The sequence below is a fragment of the Candidatus Zixiibacteriota bacterium genome (assembly GCA_014728145.1).
GTDB lineage: Bacteria > Zixibacteria > MSB-5A5 > JAABVY01 > JAABVY01 > WJMC01.
On sequence record WJMC01000141.1, the window covers coordinates 1 to 17,130 of the forward strand.

Annotated in this window: 15 protein-coding genes and 1 riboswitch; of the genes, 6 read left to right on the top strand and 9 right to left on the bottom strand. The window is 48.5% G+C overall.

What is annotated here, in order from left to right; translation table 11 throughout:
• Positions 1-267, top strand: coding sequence for a cupin domain-containing protein (locus tag GF404_08170; protein MBD3382158.1), 267 nt, complete (start codon positions 1-3; stop codon positions 265-267).
• Between the two features lie 106 nt (positions 268-373).
• Positions 374-862 (top strand): hypothetical protein, encoded by a 489-nt coding sequence (locus GF404_08175; protein ID MBD3382159.1) that lies wholly within the window; start codon positions 374-376, stop codon positions 860-862.
• Positions 863-982: 120 nt separating this feature from the next.
• Here the strand turns inward: GF404_08175 and GF404_08180 are convergent, their stop codons facing one another.
• Genes GF404_08180 through rfaE1 form a run of 5 tightly spaced genes read right to left on the bottom strand, consistent with a single transcriptional unit; the run spans position 983 to position 5,899 of the window.
• Complete coding sequence (locus tag GF404_08180) at positions 983-2,098, bottom strand: PilT/PilU family type 4a pilus ATPase (protein MBD3382160.1); 1,116 nt, start codon at positions 2,096-2,098, stop codon at positions 983-985.
• A 39-nt stretch (positions 2,099-2,137) separates the two neighbouring features.
• The gene (gene accB, locus GF404_08185; GenBank protein MBD3382161.1) at positions 2,138-2,674 is read right to left on the bottom strand and encodes an acetyl-CoA carboxylase biotin carboxyl carrier protein; all 537 of its coding nucleotides are present in this window, start codon (positions 2,672-2,674) and stop codon (positions 2,138-2,140) included.
• 16 nt (positions 2,675-2,690) lie between these two features.
• Positions 2,691-3,761 carry a M24 family metallopeptidase gene (locus GF404_08190; protein ID MBD3382162.1) on the bottom strand — a complete coding sequence of 357 codons (1,071 nt, stop codon included), beginning with the start codon at positions 3,759-3,761 and terminating at the stop codon, positions 2,691-2,693.
• Positions 3,762-3,764: 3 nt separating this feature from the next.
• Positions 3,765-4,370, bottom strand: a complete 606-nt coding sequence (locus tag GF404_08195) for a hypothetical protein (GenBank protein ID MBD3382163.1) — start codon at positions 4,368-4,370, stop codon at positions 3,765-3,767.
• 56 nt (positions 4,371-4,426) lie between these two features.
• The gene (rfaE1, locus tag GF404_08200; GenBank protein MBD3382164.1) at positions 4,427-5,899 is read right to left on the bottom strand and encodes a D-glycero-beta-D-manno-heptose-7-phosphate kinase; all 1,473 of its coding nucleotides are present in this window, start codon (positions 5,897-5,899) and stop codon (positions 4,427-4,429) included.
• 76 nt (positions 5,900-5,975) lie between these two features.
• Between rfaE1 and GF404_08205 the strand changes: the two genes are divergently transcribed.
• The 3 genes from GF404_08205 (at position 5,976) to GF404_08215 (ending at position 8,828) form a co-directional block, all read left to right on the top strand.
• Positions 5,976-6,290, top strand: coding sequence for a DUF3467 domain-containing protein (locus GF404_08205; protein ID MBD3382165.1), 315 nt, complete (start codon positions 5,976-5,978; stop codon positions 6,288-6,290).
• A 66-nt stretch (positions 6,291-6,356) separates the two neighbouring features.
• Positions 6,357-8,105: a DUF1957 domain-containing protein gene (locus GF404_08210; protein ID MBD3382166.1), complete on the top strand. Its 1,749-nt coding sequence runs from the start codon at positions 6,357-6,359 to the stop codon at positions 8,103-8,105.
• Positions 8,106-8,255: 150 nt separating this feature from the next.
• Positions 8,256-8,828, top strand: coding sequence for a DUF1579 domain-containing protein (locus GF404_08215; GenBank protein MBD3382167.1), 573 nt, complete (start codon positions 8,256-8,258; stop codon positions 8,826-8,828).
• A gap of 47 nt (positions 8,829-8,875) precedes the next feature.
• Here GF404_08215 and GF404_08220 read toward each other — a convergent pair whose 3' ends face one another.
• Positions 8,876-9,244, bottom strand: coding sequence for a VOC family protein (locus tag GF404_08220; protein ID MBD3382168.1), 369 nt, complete (start codon positions 9,242-9,244; stop codon positions 8,876-8,878).
• A 343-nt stretch (positions 9,245-9,587) separates the two neighbouring features.
• Here GF404_08220 and GF404_08225 point away from each other — a divergent pair, with 343 nt between their 5' ends.
• Positions 9,588-11,942 (top strand): endonuclease MutS2, encoded by a 2,355-nt coding sequence (locus tag GF404_08225; protein MBD3382169.1) that lies wholly within the window; start codon positions 9,588-9,590, stop codon positions 11,940-11,942.
• 6 nt (positions 11,943-11,948) lie between these two features.
• Here GF404_08225 and GF404_08230 read toward each other — a convergent pair whose 3' ends face one another.
• The 3 genes from GF404_08230 to GF404_08240 form a co-directional block, all read right to left on the bottom strand.
• Positions 11,949-12,905 (bottom strand): ChbG/HpnK family deacetylase, encoded by a 957-nt coding sequence (locus GF404_08230; protein MBD3382170.1) that lies wholly within the window; start codon positions 12,903-12,905, stop codon positions 11,949-11,951.
• A 512-nt stretch (positions 12,906-13,417) separates the two neighbouring features.
• A complete protein-coding gene (locus GF404_08235; protein ID MBD3382171.1) occupies positions 13,418-14,659 on the bottom strand; it encodes a hypothetical protein in 1,242 nt (413 codons plus the stop codon).
• Positions 14,656-16,887, bottom strand: coding sequence for a TonB-dependent receptor (locus GF404_08240; protein MBD3382172.1), 2,232 nt, complete (start codon positions 16,885-16,887; stop codon positions 14,656-14,658). The genes GF404_08235 and GF404_08240 overlap by 4 nt, the downstream gene beginning before the upstream one ends.
• A 27-nt stretch (positions 16,888-16,914) precedes the next feature.
• A riboswitch (cobalamin riboswitch) is annotated at positions 16,915-17,112 on the bottom strand.
• Between the last annotated feature and the right edge of the window lie 18 nt (positions 17,113-17,130).

Genomic DNA, 17,130 nt, shown 5'->3' on the forward strand with positions numbered 1-17,130 from the left:
ATACTGAATAAATCCAATGCCGCCCGGATGATCTCCGGATTCGTGACTTTAAAACCTGGCGAAGAAGTCGGCATCCACAACACCGAGGACTACGAAGAGCTGATTGTGGTACTGGAAGGCTCGGGCGTGGTCGTAACCGAGAGCGATGGTGAGCGCGCGGTCAGAATCGGCCAGGTGGCCTACAATCCTCCCCATTCCGAACACAATGTCAAAAATTCAGGTAAGAGCCTTTTGCGTTATATTTATATCGTTTCTAAAGCTGACTAGATCGCCTACTTTATCTTCATCCTCATGATGAGTTAAACTGTAAGCCAAGAAATCCTCCAATCCAAATATCATCAACATACCCAATGACTCCATGGAAATCAGCGATATGCCGATTGATCTGGATAAATTCAACATCTACGGTCGAGATGAAAATGCTGAAACACCAATTCTTATTGGATTTACAGGAAAACAGGAAGACTTAGAAAGGCTCGGAATAAGATTAGACTGGATCTCGGAGACTACTATATCGACATCTATTAAACTTAAGATGTTACCACTTTTATGTCAAGTTAAGGGAGTACAAAGAATCAAATCTCAACCTATACCAGACTTGGAACTAAATTACAGCACAGACGATATCAATTGTGTTTATTCAAATGTACAGACGAATTTGAAAGTGAGTGGCGACAGTGTTATAGTTGGAATAATCGATGGCGGTCTGGATTGGCTGCATGAGGACTTCATAGATTCCAGCGGAAACACGAGAATACGCTATTTCTGGGATCAAAGCGACTCATCGGGACTAAATCCCATAAATCCCGCCTTCAATTTCTTCAGTAAACACTCAAATATACTCTTTCACAAACACTGTTAAGCTATGATGTTTATCTAAATATCAATTAAATACTTTGTCTACCCAACAGGTGGGATTATAAAAAACCGCCCTTTCGAGCGGTTTGCATTTTTATCAAATCTATGCGGATATGTATGCGATTTATTCCGTCTGGCTGGGTTCCCAGTCGTTCCAGCCCCGGTCCGAAGCGGCCGTGATTCCCTTCAATCTCAAATCGAAATCATCAGGATTAGTCGCCTGGGTCATCGCCTCCTCATAGGAAATAACCCCGTTGCGATAGAGCTTCATAATCGACTGGTCAAACGACTGCATACCATATTGTACACCGCCCGACTCGATCAAATCCTGGATCTCCATCGTCCGATCCGGCTTGATCAGACATTCCCGGATCGACCCCGTCGAAACCATCACCTCCACCGCCGGAACTCGTCCCGGACGGTCAGCCCGTGACAACAGTCTCTGGCAGATGATCGATTTCAGGGTTCCCGCCAGAAGCAGGCGGATCTGCTGGTGCTGATGGGGCGGGAAAAACGAAATAATTCGCGAGACAGTCTCGATCACATTCATGGTATGCAGAGTGGTCAGCACAAAGTGCCCGGTATCGGCCGCCGATAAAGCAGTCGACATCGTATCGGCATCACGAATCTCACCGATCAGGATCGTATCCGGATCCTGGCGGAAAGCGTGGCGCAGAGCCGAAGTAAACGAAGGCGTGTCTCCGCCGACTTCACGTTGCGAGACGATACTTTCCTTATCCCGGTAAATATATTCAATCGGGTCCTCGATCGTCAGGATATTGTCCTTGCGGTTGCCGTTGATATGCTCAATCATCGAGGCCAGTGTAGTCGATTTACCCGAACCGGTGGTCCCGGTAACGATCACCAATCCGCGGCGATTCTCGGCGATCTTCTTGATAATCGGCGGAAGATACAATTCCTCAAAAGTCGGTACAGTAGTGTTGACCGCGCGCAGGGCGATACCGATCGTGCCACGCTGGCGAAAGAGGTTGATCCTGAACCGTCCCAGCTTGGCTACCGACAACGCCAGATCCATCTCGTTTCTGGCCAGAAATCGCTTCTGCTGTTCTGGGGTTAATATCTGGTTGATGACCTCATTTAGATCATCCTTGGACATCGGCGCAGTATTGATCGGTGTCAATACACCATCGACACGCAAAGTGGGCCTGATTCCCACACGGATATGCAAATCGGAGGCGCCCTTGGAAAGCATCTCCACCAGCATCTGGCGCAGATTCATACACAAACCTCCCCGGGATGTAAGCGATAGTTATTTAGATCAGGTGGGATCGACCAGAAACAGGGTCTGCCCGAATTCCACCGGCTGACCATTTTCGACCAGCCGCTTGACAACTTTGCCCGATACCTCCGATTCGATCTCGTTCATCAGCTTCATAGCCTCGACAATACAGACGACTGTGCCCTTCTGGACATTGCCACCCACTTCCACATACGGCGGAGCGCTCGGCTCCGGCGAGATGTAGAACGTGCCGACCATCGGAGATTTTACCGGTACATAATTATCATCGGCAGATTCGGTTTTCTCTGCAACCGGTGCGGGTTCTTTTTGTTGCGGAACCGCCGCGGGAGGAGGTGAGGAAACTTCGGATGGTGCTGAAACCGGTGCCGGTTCCATACGCTGAGAAACAGCCGGGACATTGATCTCGGTCGCGCCTCGATTCTTGCCATGGCCGTTCGAGCCCGACGCGAAACGCTTAATTATCTTAACCTTTCGTCCCCAGCGGGTTACCTCGAGTTGAGCGATATCGGATTCTTCAACCAACTTGACCAGTTTTCTTATCTGTGACTCAAACATAGCAACCACCCATTTATTACAGTTCGATAAGTTCTTTTTCAGCCTTGTTCAAAATCAGGCTCTTGTTCTTCTTGATAACGACATCATCCTCGATCCGGACTCCTCCCCAGTCAGGAATATACACTCCCGGCTCGATCGTAATGACCATATTCGATTTCAGTTCCGTTTCGGAACGGTTTGAAACCGCGGGTTTGTCGTGAACCACCACCCCGAGGCCATGACCGAGGCCATGACCGAAATACTTACCATAGCCGGCCTTGTCGATCATCTTACGTACTTTTTCGTCCAGGTCTTTGGCCATAATCCCGGCTTTGGCATAACGGCATCCAGCCTTCTGCGCCTTGAGCACGAGATTATACACCTTTTTCTGTTTCGAAGTTGCCTTGCCCAGAACGATAGTACGGGTCATGTCGGAATGATAACCATTGTAAATCGCCCCGAAATCCATGGTGATGAAATCACCTTTCTCGACCTTCTTGTCGGAAGCTACTCCATGAGGCATGGCAGAACGATAGCCGGAAGCGACGATTGTATCGAAAGCGGGATTGGAAGAACCCAGCATCTTCATCTGGTATTCCAGTTCGGCGGCAATTTCATTTTCACGAACACCCGGCTCGATTATATTTAGAATCCTCTCGAAGGCGGCGTCGGAAATCTTGACTGCCTCTTTGATATCATTGATTTCGCTTTGTGTCTTGGTGATCGATAATTCACCGACCAGATCTTCCGCGGGAATAAAAACCGTATGAGGCAACAGCTGGCGGAGCTGTTCCAGCATACCGAAAGTCAGGTCACCCGACTGGAAGCCGATCTTGATATTTTTCTTTTGAAGCGGTTTGAATTCCGGAAAATCCATTACCGGGTCTCGCTGACCGATCTCTATTTTGGCCCCTTTGACCTGTTGGGCAGATTGATCTTTGTAACGGAAATCTGTAAAGAAATAAGATTGAGTCGGAAATACCAGAACCTTTGCCGACGATCCGGAAAAACCAGTCAGGTACCTGATATCTGTAATCCGTGTAACCAGCAGGCAATCAAGATTGTCCCGCTTAACAAGTTTCTGTAGTTTTTTCAAATTCTGTACCATGATCTAATTCTCCAGTGATTCCAGCAATTCCTCAATCCGCTTGTTATCGGGTTGCCGTTGTAAAATCTGTTTGCACATCCTTTTAGCCTGGTTTTTATGTCCCTGGCGAATAAACAGCTTGACCATTGTCAGAGTCGCAAACTCTCCTTTTAAAGCAGTATCATCGGATTTCGTACTTTTAGGCCTCGCTTTGGGCTCAGGTTTCAGCTCGATTTTAGAAATTTCCCTGAAATCAACCTGACCCAGCGGATCAAGTTGACTTACCTGTTTTAAATACGACCTTGCCAGTGCATGTTCCCCGGTTTCCATATAAATCCTGCCAACCAGCTCAAGCGCGGCGGGATGTTCCGGGAGAATCTGCAGAGTCCGAAGCAGGTAATCTAAGGCCTTCTCCTTTTTATCGAGCGTATAATAGACTTTACCCAGCATCCAATACAGGGTTGGGTAACCGTCAAAATCGTTAAGATGTTCCTTTAATACATCTAAAGCCTTCTGGCACTCATCTCTCGACAGGTGTACATCAGCTAACCGGGCAAAAGCTTCCGGCAGTAACCGTTCGCATTCAGCTATATCCTCAACTCGTCCCCTGATAAATGTAAGCTTCGCCACGACCTGCCTTTCCGGGTCAAAGTTAAGTTTACGTTAGTTTAGTGTCAAGTAAAACTTTAGCTCTCGGAATTGGCCACGATCCGATTTATTATCTCGGTGGTAGACAATCCCGGCTGAAGTTTCACCCGTACGACCTTTCCCCCGTTATTTTTGACCTGTTCCGCTCCGACTATTTCCGATATGGCGTAATCCGCACCCTTGGCGAGGATGTCCGGTTTGATATTTTTAATCAATTCCAGCGGAGTTTCATCGTCAAAAGGGATCACGTAATCGACCGCCTCTAAAGCGGCCAGCACCCTGCTTCGGTCGGTATACGGTATAATCGGTCTTTCCGGTCCCTTGATCCGGTGGACCGAGCGGTCAGAATTCAAACCGACTATCAATATGTCGCCCAGCTTTTTACAATCGGTCAGAAGCTTTATATGACCGTAATGCAGGAGATCAAAAACTCCGTTTGTGAAAACAACTTTTTTGTCTTTCCATTGAGGTTTCAATGCCAGCAGTCTTTCCAGGCTGACAATTTTCCCGCTGGCCTCCCCTTTCAGGTAGCGCTTGATCTGGCTAAACAACTCAAACCTGCTGACCTGAGCTGTTCCCAGCTCCTCCACCACCATACCGGCCGCCTGGTTCGAAATAAACGCCGCCTCCGGCAGACTCGCCCCGGACGCGACCGCCGAGGTAAATGCGGCGATAACAGTGTCGCCGGCTCCGGTAACATCGAAAACCCTGCGTGCGACAGTATTGAGATAAGTCACCTGGCCCTCCTTTTCGAACAAAGCCATACCTTCGGCACCGCGTGTGATCAATATCGATTGGGCATTGAGTTCATCCAATAGCCCCCGGCCGACCTCCTGCAGATCATCGTCGGTGCGGATTTTTCTGCCGTAGGCAAACCCGGCTTCATGGTGGTTTGGCGTAATCACTGAAACATCACGGTATGACCTGAAGTTGACGTCCTTGGGATCGACCGCCACGAAAATATCTTTTTTGCGACAGAGCCTGATGATTTCCTCCAGCAATCCGGGGGTGATAACTCCCTTACCGTAATCGGATATTATAACACTGCTAATATCCGCCAGGCAGGCCTTGAAATTATCTATAAGCTTCTTTTCAACCTGCTCGGAAACCGGTCCGACCAGTTCATCATCAGCCCGTACAACCTGTTGATTTGAGGCGATTATCCGTGTTTTGACCGTTGTAGGTCGATTATCATCAACTACGATGTTAGAAAAGTCGATACCCCTGCTCTCCAAAAGCGAGTTGAACATGTTCGATTCAGAATCATGTCCGTAAACACCCAGCAAAACCGGCTCATCCCCCAGCCTCTTGATATTCAACGCGACATTGGCCGCGCCGCCCAGACGCAATGTTTCATCGCGGATTTCCACAACAGGGACCGGCGCTTCGGGCGAAATCCTCTGCACATCACCGATCAGGTAGCGATCCAGCATCAGGTCGCCAATAATCACTATCTTACTGCGGCCGAAGTCAGCAAACAGCTGTTCTACGCGTAATTCGTCTATGTCCATCTCTTTATACCTTTTTTGAGGTTGACTTTGACTTAAATTGTAATACTTTTACCTCAAAACTTCAAGGAGGAAATCAATGCAACAGCCTCAGGGCAGGCCGCAAAAGATTCAAGTCGAGATGGGGGATAAGCTTCCTGACGAGGTCTATTCCAACCTGCAATTTATAAATTTTTCCCCTGCGGAATTTATTGTTGACTTCGCGCGCTTCTCCCCGGGCCATACCAAAGCAAGGATTCATGCCCGGATTATAATCAACCCTACAACAGCTAAGGGACTTTTGAAAAACCTCGAGAACGCGGTTTCCAAATATGAAAACCAGTTCGGTGAAATAAAACTCTTTGGCCAGCAGGATAAAACCATCGGCTTCCAGTCACCTGACAAAGCCGAATGATAATAATTTCTTGTAGCGAATATAAGTGATCTTATCTCGTGCATATATACGGAAAGGAAATTTAATATGGCAGAGGGCAAAATTGGCGCATTCACATTTGTTCTGCATTCCCATCTACCGTACGTGCTTTCGCATGGGCGCTGGCCGCATGGTACCGACTGGCTCAATGAGGCCTGTGCCGAAACCTATATTCCGATTCTGGATATGATCCATGAACTTGTCGACGAGGGCATTTCGCCTAAATTGACGATCGGGATTTCACCTGTTCTCTGCGAGCAACTGGGGCATAAATCATTCAAAAATGAATTTTGTGGTTACCTTGAAAACAAAATCCAGGCCGCCAATACGGACCGTGAAGTCTTCGACCGCCATGGCGACACGCATATGCTTCAGCTGGCCGAAATGTGGCAAAATTTCTATACCCGTACCAAAATTCACTTCGAAAAAAACTATCGCCATAACCTGCCCGAAGCGTTCAAAAAACTCCAGGACGACGGCCATATCGAAATTATGACCTGCGGTGCAACTCATGGTTATATGCCGCTTTTGTCGCAGGACACGACGGTCCAGGCCCAGGTCAAACAGGCGGTGCAGTCCTATGAGAATTTCTTCGGATGTAAACCGCGCGGGATCTGGCTCCCCGAATGCGCTTACCGTCCACGCTATGAATGGGGTCCCCCGGTTGAAACCGACGCTCTCGGTAGCAGTCCCTATCTGCGTAAAGGTGTGGAGGAATTCCTGTCTGAAAACGGGATCGAATATTTCGTTATTGACAGCGCTCTGCTCAAAGGCGGGAAGGCAATCGGTGTCTATATCGATCGCTTCGATGCGCTCCAGAGACTCTGGGGCCAGTTCGAAAAAGGTTACAAACCCAGAAAAGAAAGCACCGAACGCTCCCCGCACGAGATCTACCTGGTCTCCTCCGGGGACAGCAATAAAAAGCCGGTGGCGGTCTTCACGCGCGACCCTGATACCGGCCTGCAGGTCTGGTCGGGCGAACATGGTTATCCCGGCGACGGCAATTACCTCGATTTCCATAAAAAGCGGTTCCCCGGAGGCCATCGCTACTGGAGAGTAACTTCTCCCAAATCCGACCTGGCCGACAAGAAAGAATACAGTCCGGAAAAAGCCGCCCAGCGCATTCCGGAAAACGCCGGCCATTTCAAGTCACTTATTAAGGAAATCCTGACCCAGCACTACGGCAATTCCGTCAAACCCGGTTTCCTGTGTGCGCCGTTTGACTGCGAACTGTTCGGCCACTGGTGGTTCGAGGGTGTCAACTTCCTGAAACTGGTGGTTCAGTATGTTCAGCAGGATGAGAATATCGAGCTGGCAACCTGTAGTGAATACCTGGACCAGGCCAAACCGACCGATGTAATCTCGATTCCCGAGGGAAGCTGGGGCCAGGGAGGTTATCATTATATATGGCTGAACGAATGGACTGACTGGACCTGGAAACATATTTATCCCGATGAGCTCAAGATGAGTGAGCTGGCACGCAAATATGGTGATTCAGACGACGATAAACTTCACAATATCCTCAAGCAGGCGGCGCGTGAATTGATGCTTCTGTGCGCCTCCGACTGGCAGTTTTTGATATCGACCTGGGCCGCACGTGATTACGCCGAAATGAGGCTGGCTGAACATCACGCCCACTTCAGGCGCCTGGCAAATATGGCTGAAGCCTACGCCGAAGGCCTAGATGTCGACAAAGAAGACTGGACGTTTTTAGGCGACCTGGAATCGCAGGACAACATCTTTCCGAATATCGAACCAAAATGGTTCGCCGAAGTCGAATTCCCGGCTGATTCCTGACATAAAACTAACAGAGTAATGATTTACAGTTTCCGGTAAAAAATATCTTTACCGGAAACTTTTTTGTTGTGGTTTTCGTTAATACCAGACTATAAAGATCGTGTTTGCATATTATCGTTGTTAAAATCATACTATCTATCCGGAGGAAAGATGAAGTATCTCGAATTATTGTTTGCTTTTTCGATGGTGTTCTGCGTGTTTGGCGCGATGGCTATCGCCGACAATCACCAGCAAGATGTGCAGCAACAGGCGGGTGCCATGGGTGCTCCGCCGGAGATGAAGGAATGCCGGATGCTGATCGGCGACTGGGATGTTGTGCAGAAATGGAAAATGGATCCGACTTCCGACGAATGGATGACCGAGGAGGGCACCAGCACTTTTGAATATGCCCTCGACGGAGCAACCGTCATCCAGCATTTCGAGTCGCAGATGATGGGGATGCCGTTTGCAGGACTCGGTATGACCTGCTTCAACCGTGAAACCGGCATGTGGCAGACAAGCTGGGTCGATAATATGGGTGCCCAGATTATGCTGATGGAAGGCGATATGCACGATGATAAGATGGTTTTGGATGGTACCGGTTTATGGAACGGCCAGAAGTACTGGGCCAGGGTTTCATTCTATAATATGACCGACGACCGCTTCGAGTGGAGTTATGAAATGTCTATGGACGGTAAAAACTTTGTCCAGACCGGCCACATGGTGTACTCGAAAAAGAAATAAGATTCCCGGAGTAAAAAAGGCGGGGTGGATCATCCCGCCTCTTTTAGTTAATTCTGCGACCAGAGTCCGATAATATTTCCTCCCGGGTCTTTAAATAATGCTATATATCCATGTTCGGGTGATATCTGGGTCTTGTCACTGAGGATTTCAGTTCCGGCATCTCTCAGCTTCGCCAGCATCGCTTCCATATCCTCCACCTTCAAATAGAAGTAGTTCTGGGTGGTGTTCGGCTCGCCGGCTGTTGAAAAACCTCCCGCTCCACCATGAGTATCCTGCCAGAGAGCATAGTCGGGCATCACACCAACATCAACTTTCCAGTTAAATATCTCGGTGTAGAACTTGGCGCTTTTCTCCAGATCGGGCGCATGAATCTCCAGGTGACAGATCATTCCGTCGGGCATTTTTTCCATAGACATTTCAGCTCCTTGTTAAAACAATTATACACTTGGCACAGAGGAAAAAATACCGCCTGGTGCGATTTACACAATCATTTTCTGACCGAATTACTAAATTTTACTAAATTTGTCGAATATTGCTTGAAGTAAAAAGAAAAGCCTGCTATTGGCGAGCAGGCTTTCAAGGTCAGAGCCTAATGGATTGGTCACGTAACTTAGGTATCTTGTCTTTTCATAATGGTATACACACACCCTCTTTATCGGTTCCAGAAATTAATTGTAAAACTTTCACAAAAATTACAATTTGCAAATTTCCGGCTAACATGTATCTTCATCATCATTAGAATTTGGCGATAGATAGAATATGGATAAGCAGACACTCGACAAACTGGAATTTTCCCGAATCCGTGAGAGCCTGTCCCAAAAATGCTACTCTCCTCCCGGGCTGGCATTTTCGGAAGCGCTGTATCCGCTGACAGATCATGATAAGATCAGTGCTGAGCTGGATGAGACCGCCCAGATGACCGAAATCCTGCGATTCGAGGAACCATTTCCGCTGGAGACAGTCGATCCGGTCGATGATTACCTATACCGCCTGAAAATCGACAACACATACCTCGATCCTTCCGAATATCGTAAGATAGCGCACTTTATAAATGTCTGCGATCGGATCAAGCGCTACTTCAGGAACAAGTCCGAAAAGTATACACTGATAACAAGTTACATTAAAGAAATCGCTTCCGCCCCCGAGATCTGTCAGAAAGTCGAAAAAGCGATCGACCGTGATGGTGAAATCAAGGACTCCGCCTCCTCCAAACTGCGCAAGATCAGGATCGACAAGCAGGTCGTCCGCAACCGCATCCTCGACCGCCTTGAATCGATGTTGTCAAACCGGCGGTCATCGGGCGACCGCCAGGATGATCTGGTTACAATCCGCGACGGCCGTTATGTCATTCCGGTCTCATCATCAGATTTCACTTCCAAATCGGGTGTGGTCCACGGCCGTTCTAAATCCGGGGCTACTTTCTTTGTAGAGCCGATGCAGACGGTGGAGATGAACAACCAGTTGCGCGGGCTGTACCTCGAGGAAGAGGCTGAAATCGAGAGGATTTTGATCGATATCGGTGATTCGATCCGCGAACGATCAGACGAACTCAAAGCTAATTACCAGATTATCGGGAGAATAGATTTCCTGCATGCCAAAGCACGGCTGGCCGTGCAACTCGACTGCAACAAACCGGAACTGGCCCATAAAGCGTTGTTAGAGCTGAATCAGGCTCGTCATCCCCTGCTGATTATGGCCCATGAGGACAAGCACAAAGTGGTCCCGCTCGACCTCAGCCTGGGAGTGGACTTTAACTGTCTTGTGATTACCGGTCCCAATATGGGCGGTAAGACAGTCGCGCTGAAAACTGCCGGGCTTTTGGCACTTATGGCGCAGTCGGGCCTGTTGATACCCGCCGGAGAAAACTGCAAAGTTGGAATCTTCGACCATGTTTTTGCGGATATCGGAGATGAGCAGTCGATCGAGCTTTCACTGTCCACTTTTTCAGCGCATATCTCGCGCATAATATCAGCCATAAAAGAATGCCGTCAGAGCAGTCTGATTTTGATCGATGAGCTCGGGGCCGGAACCGACCCGGTCGAGGGCTCAGCTTTGGGTGAAGCGATCTTAAACGAGATCCTCAGATGCCGGGGCAAGGCTGTTGTAACGACCCATTATTCGGCCCTCAAAACACTGCCTGAAAAGGACCGGCGGATTCAAAACGCCAGCCTTGAATTCAACCAGAAGACTCTCGAACCGACCTACCGGCTGAAAATCGGACTGCCGGGATCATCTTACGCGATCGAAATGGCCAAACGACTGGGTATGCCGGAAAAAGTCGTTGCCGAAGCGGTCAAACTGGTCGGAAGCCAGGAACGCAACCTGGCCGAACTGATCTCGAAGCTCCAGTCGGCAACCCAAAAGGCGGAATTTGAACGTAAAGTCATGAATGAGCAAAAGGCCGCAATTGATGAAGCCAAAACATTTTACGAGAACAAGAAAGCTGAAATAGAAAAATCTGAAAAAGAACACAAGAAAAACGCGGAAAAAGAGGCCCGGGTGCTGGTCGAAAAAACACGCGCTGATCTCGAACGCTTGATAAAAGAGATAAAAGAAAGCCAGGCCAGCAAAAAGAGCGTCAAAAAAAGCCACGAGTACATCGACCGAAAACGTGAAGAACTGCGCGAGAAGACGACAGACTTTAAAGCCAAACCCGAGCAGTCGCTTTCTCCGGGTGACCGTGTGCTGGTCGAAAACCTTCAGGCCGAGGGCGAGCTACTCGATAAAAACGCTAACACAGGCATCTGGCGCGTTCAGGTCGGTAATCTGGTAGTCAACACCTCTGACGGGCTTTTGAAAAAACTTAAATCAAAAGAAAAAGCTCCCAAACCTCCAGCCGGGGTAAACTATGCTCCCTTTTCTGATATATCGATGCAGATATCACTGCGCGGGATGACCTCCGATGAAGCGGTCAGCGCGCTGGAAAAATATCTCGATTCGGTCGCCCTGGCAAACCTGGAAAAAGTATATATCCTGCACGGCAAAGGCACCGGCGCATTGCGTAAAGCGGTCCATGATTACCTCAAAACTCATCCGGCGATCGAGGATTACAGGCTCGGCTATTTCGATGAAGGTGGATCGGGTGTGACAGTGGTAAGCATGAAACAGGTATAACCGCCCTCACAAAAGAGCTTTTAAATCACTGTAACTGACACGGATTATGTCGTTGTCTTCTATAATCCTGGAGAAATCATCCGAAACCAGAAACTGGTAATCCCAGATCCTGACAGCATTGTAATCAAGGTTTTTTCTTTCGCTGTACTGATGATTCAGTGCACGAAAATCATCGCTGTCGTAAGTTGGGTGAAAATAAAGCTCGGTCACCCCGGCCGGCAGGTTCTCGAGCATAAACTTGTATATCGCCAGCCTCTCATTCTTTCTCGGGGTGAGCGACATCGGAATGTACACCAGGTTGTCGGTAAAGATAAGCCCCATTTGAAGAGCCCGTTTGAGTAGCTCTCCCGGAAGATTCATGAGCTCGGCCAGAGCCATGGAACCAAGCCTCACAGGAAGCTTTAACTTATACGCCATATCCATATACAATTCAACAAGATCAGTGTGCAACTGAAGTGCGCCCATATGGGTGTCGAGATGATCTATCTCAAGTCCGGTTTCAGCAATTTTCTCGTATTGCGCAAGGCACTCCGACTTGACCTCAGCCAGCTTAAAACTGTCATACAAGTCGGTAATTTCATTATATAACCCCCCCTCGCCATTAAGAAGCGATGGGATCCGATCGATGGGCATAAGAGGGCGAATGATATCCCCTTCCCATTCCGAGGTCAGGCTGAAATGAACTCCGGTCGGTTTGTGTAGTCTTTTGAGTAACTCGACCGCGTGATCGAATTCCCGGGCTCCGGCAATCAGGGAGACTGAATCGAGGCGTCCGGTTTCAAGCAGATTTGCAACTGCGCTGTTGGTCCCATGACAGATTCCCATGTCATCAGCATTGACTATAACAACTTTGCTACCCGGATCGAAACCGAGCATTTCAGTTAAAGTCACTGCCCGCTCGGATCCGCGCAGGGGTGGCGGTGAGTAGATCTTAAGCAAATCATCATGGCTTTCGAATCGCATTCAGACAATTAGCTCAGTTCCCGACGTTCAGTCAACAACATCTTATGTGAACAGAATTTTTTAGATGATTTTGGATAAAAAAAGATGGGAGTGGTGGAGGGGGGACGCCCGACTCTAACGTCAGGTGGCTGGTTACCCAGCACGCACCACTCCCAAATTTTTCAGTAGGAGCTTTCGATCTTTCACAGTGAAACATCGCAAATAGTATGCCTCAAACTCAGTTTAGTCTGGATTTTTAGGTTCGAGCTGGCGGTTCAGGGATGTATTTGTATCTTGTTCCAGGGCTTAAACTTACAACCACAATTAAGCCCTTACATATAGATTCCCGGTAATTTATACGATTCTACTCATGAAATAAGTTGACAATCCGGCAGTAATTTTATAGAAAAGCGCATAATTTTTCACATATCGTTAAGCCGTTCAGGGTTTCTGACTCGCAAACTAATCCGAAACAATAAAAACCCTCGTTACAGGTCGAATTTTATCGATTTAATCGAGTTTTACATGTTTTTTCAGCAATCTGCTTCTCCGTCGCCGTCGCTGTCACAGGGTTGATTACCACCCGCAAATGAGTAGTTGATAATATAGACCGCATCGGAAACATCGACAGAACTGTCACAGTTAGCATCACCTGACTCAATCGGATCTGGCGGAGTTCCGCCCGCAAAAGCGAAATTGATGATATAGACGGCGTCGGAGACATCGACGCTCTCATCTGAGTTGGCATCACCGCAAACATAGTCAGGCTCAGGTTCGACGACATTGACCGCCATTGAAAGCGGACCGTCGCCGACCGGATAGGCATTGTAAATTGTCCCGGCCGAATCGAGCTCAGTGATATAATCGGCATAGAAATTAGCCGTAAAGATCGTGCTGTCTGTGGCGGGAACGACCGAGATAACTCCGGTTGAGGTCAGAAGCGGATTGTTCTCGTCATGCAGCATCTGGTTGGAGTGGGCATCGAATGTGAAGACCTGCCCGTTTCCGAACCATCCCCCCCCCGCCAGAAAACCGCTGTGACCGGAAACGACAGCGATATCATTGGGAGTGTTGGCGACAGAGGCGCAGTAAAATGAATCCACGACCGTGAGATTTGTGGAATCGACCACATAGATATAGGCAGGAATATCGACATAATTTCCCGAACAGAGGACATACAGTTCACCATCGGAATCGAGCGCCAGATCCTGCGGGTTTTTACCTATATTAACCTGGACCAAAATCGAATCGCCAGAATTATCCCATTTTGCCAGGCGCCCCTGACCATAAGTTGTATCAGCTGGATCAAACTCATTTAGCGTGATAAAACTGCTGTTTTCTGAGACCAGTATCCCCTGGGGCCTGAGACCGATCGGGTAACTTTCGAGAAGTACATGGTTTTTTGTATCGACTTTGCTCAGGGTATTGGCCACGAAGTTAGTAACCAGCATCAGGCTGTCGTCGATGAATGCGCCGTACCACGGATTAGTTCCGGAACCGAGGTCGATCTCGGCAATCAGGCTGTCATTTTCAAGCGCTATGATATACAAATCAGCCGAGGTCGAATTGATCACGTAAGCGAAATTATCTCTGCAAATCACCTGGTTCGGCACAAGACCGAGCTGGATGAAATCATTGTCGACCTGTCCGGTTTCGAGATCGATACGCGAAAGCGTTTCAGCAGTACCGTTTACTACGATCAACTCGTTGGCCGAAGAAGAAACCGAAACCAGCGATAACAATATTAGTGCCGTACATGAAATTTTAAGTATCATTGTTTTTCTCCCTTATTTAGATCACAGGTGAGATTGATTCCGAGCGAATAATTTCGGCCCGGAAGTGGATAGCGTTCGAGTAACTCGTAGCTTTCGGAGAAGACATTGTTCGCAGAAGCTTCGAACTGTATTGTAAAGATATAGACTTCCTGCTTAATCCCGATTGTCAGATCGGTCAGATTGTATGGATCAAGCGATTTGGTGTTGGCACGACGGCTGTACCGTTTGGACACCCATCGATTTTCGATTGACAAAAATATACTGCCCGGGGTCAGGGTGTAGCTTAAGTCAACCATCCGGCGCGGATAAAAGACCAGATCGTTGTCATGATAGTTCGATTCCCAACTGCGATCCTGAGGGTCACACATTGTCAACGCGAAACAGATCTGCCCCAGGTCGCTTAGAAGTTTCCAGCGCAGGTTGAAGCTGACATTTTCGACCACGGCAGAGGAGAGGTTGCGCGGGAAGAATTTCCCGTCAAAGCGACGGGTCCAGTAGATCAGGTCGCGAATATAGCGATGTTCATACTCGATACCGAACCGCCATATCCCGCCCCACATGAAATCGTAATCGAGACCGCTTTTAAATATTTCCGCCTTCTCCGGTTTCAGGTTCGGGTTGCCGACTGAAAAGGCATCTTCTCCCCAGAATAGTGAAGCATAAGTCGGCGCGCGATAAGTATTGGAATAAGATGCGAACAGACTGAATCCACTTAATGCACCTCCATCCAGGCTGACCCTGCAAAACGGCGATGTCAGGGGCTGGTTCAGGCGGGAAACTGTCTGTGAAAGACCGAGATGAATGTGGATATCCTCGAAGACCTGATTGCGCGGTAAATCGAAACGGCTGTCGTAACCTAAACTTAAACTACCACGATTCTCTTCAACAGATAAGGGTGCCTGGTCGGTTTTAACCATATTGGTCTGCCGGAATCGATTGAACTCACTTTCCATTCTTGTGTTGATCTGATGATCGACCGACAGAAGAAAACTGTTTTCCAGATAGACATTTACACGGCTGTCACGGTACTTGCTGTCGTATGGAATAAATGAGTCATGGTCAGCATAATGCTGATGCGAAAGCAGGTAAGTGCCCCCGCCCATGATTTGCCAGCAGGGTTTGAGTTTGAAATTACCTGCAAGCATAAAGCGACGATCCGACTCCGATTTTCCGGCAGTCTCGGTCAATTCATAGACCGCACCCGGAAGACCCGCCTGCGAGGCAACTTCCGAAAAAGTCAGCCTCAGGTCACCACGGTTTTGGAGCATATAATCCAAATTAACGTAAAAAGCAGTGCTCTGGCGGTGATTATTCGAGCGTTTTACTTTCCCCTCTTTGGGATCATCATAATTGAAATCATTGGAAGAGGTTGTTCGAGAAAAAAGCGCTTTTACTGACAGCGATGAATTGAAGCGATGTTCGAAATCCATGCCGGTCGAAGTGTAGGAATAACTGCCAAATTCCTGCCTCAACGAACTCTTTTCCGTATTTGAGTTCCGGCGTGTTATAATATTAACGGTACCCGCTAATCCCCCCGCTCCCATAGCTGAACCGGACCCATCGGTGTAAATCTCAATTTTTTCGACTATCTGCTTGGGGATTCTGTTTAGGTCGACCTCCCCGGTCAAGCGGGAATTGAGCGCTACACCATCGATAAAAACAGCGGTCTGTCTGGCAGGTGCTCCGCCGATTGAAATAGAGGCCGACTGACCGGAAGCCCCCGACGACAGCATCATAACGCCCGCAACATTATCGAGCAGGTCAGCAAGATTTCCCGCCTTTTTGAATTCGGGACTGTCCGAAGATAAAACTATTTTCCCGGCATGATCCGGATCGTAATCAGAAACAACAACCTGGTCTGACTGGGAATAGAGATGTTTAACGAGCACGACATGATGGCAGATGCTGTTTCCGGGCGAGAGCCTGATCTCATTCGACTCATGGCTGTAATATCCCTCGGCGCGCACAATCAGGACAGCTTTCTCGATTCCCGATGTATGGAAACTGTACTGGCCGTTTTGGTCCGTAAACACACTTAACCCGTCGGGTGAAAGAATCACCTCGGCGGAGACAACCGGCTGGCCGCTTCCATGTTCGCTGACCCGGCCGTAGAGCGATATATCAGGATCCGCCATTACTGAAGCATACAAAATAAATAGAAACAATGCTGAAAAGGCCGGGATGCCGAATGGATTCGGGGAGCAGTAAGGTCGTTTGCAGGAGGACATGATTAAACTCTCCTCGCCCGCGCAAGGTTGAAGTTCAAACCATCCGGCAGGTCTCCTGACTTCACGGTTTCGAACCCGAAACCCGACCTTCCCATCATATCTGACAGTGGTGTTATCACATTTTCGTGATAGCAGGTTTCAGTAACCGCATACAGTAGCGGGGCTGTGACGGATTCTCACCGCCTTCCCTGTTAGGCTGCATGCACCGGACAATTGTCGAATTTAATTTAAAGATATGGTTCA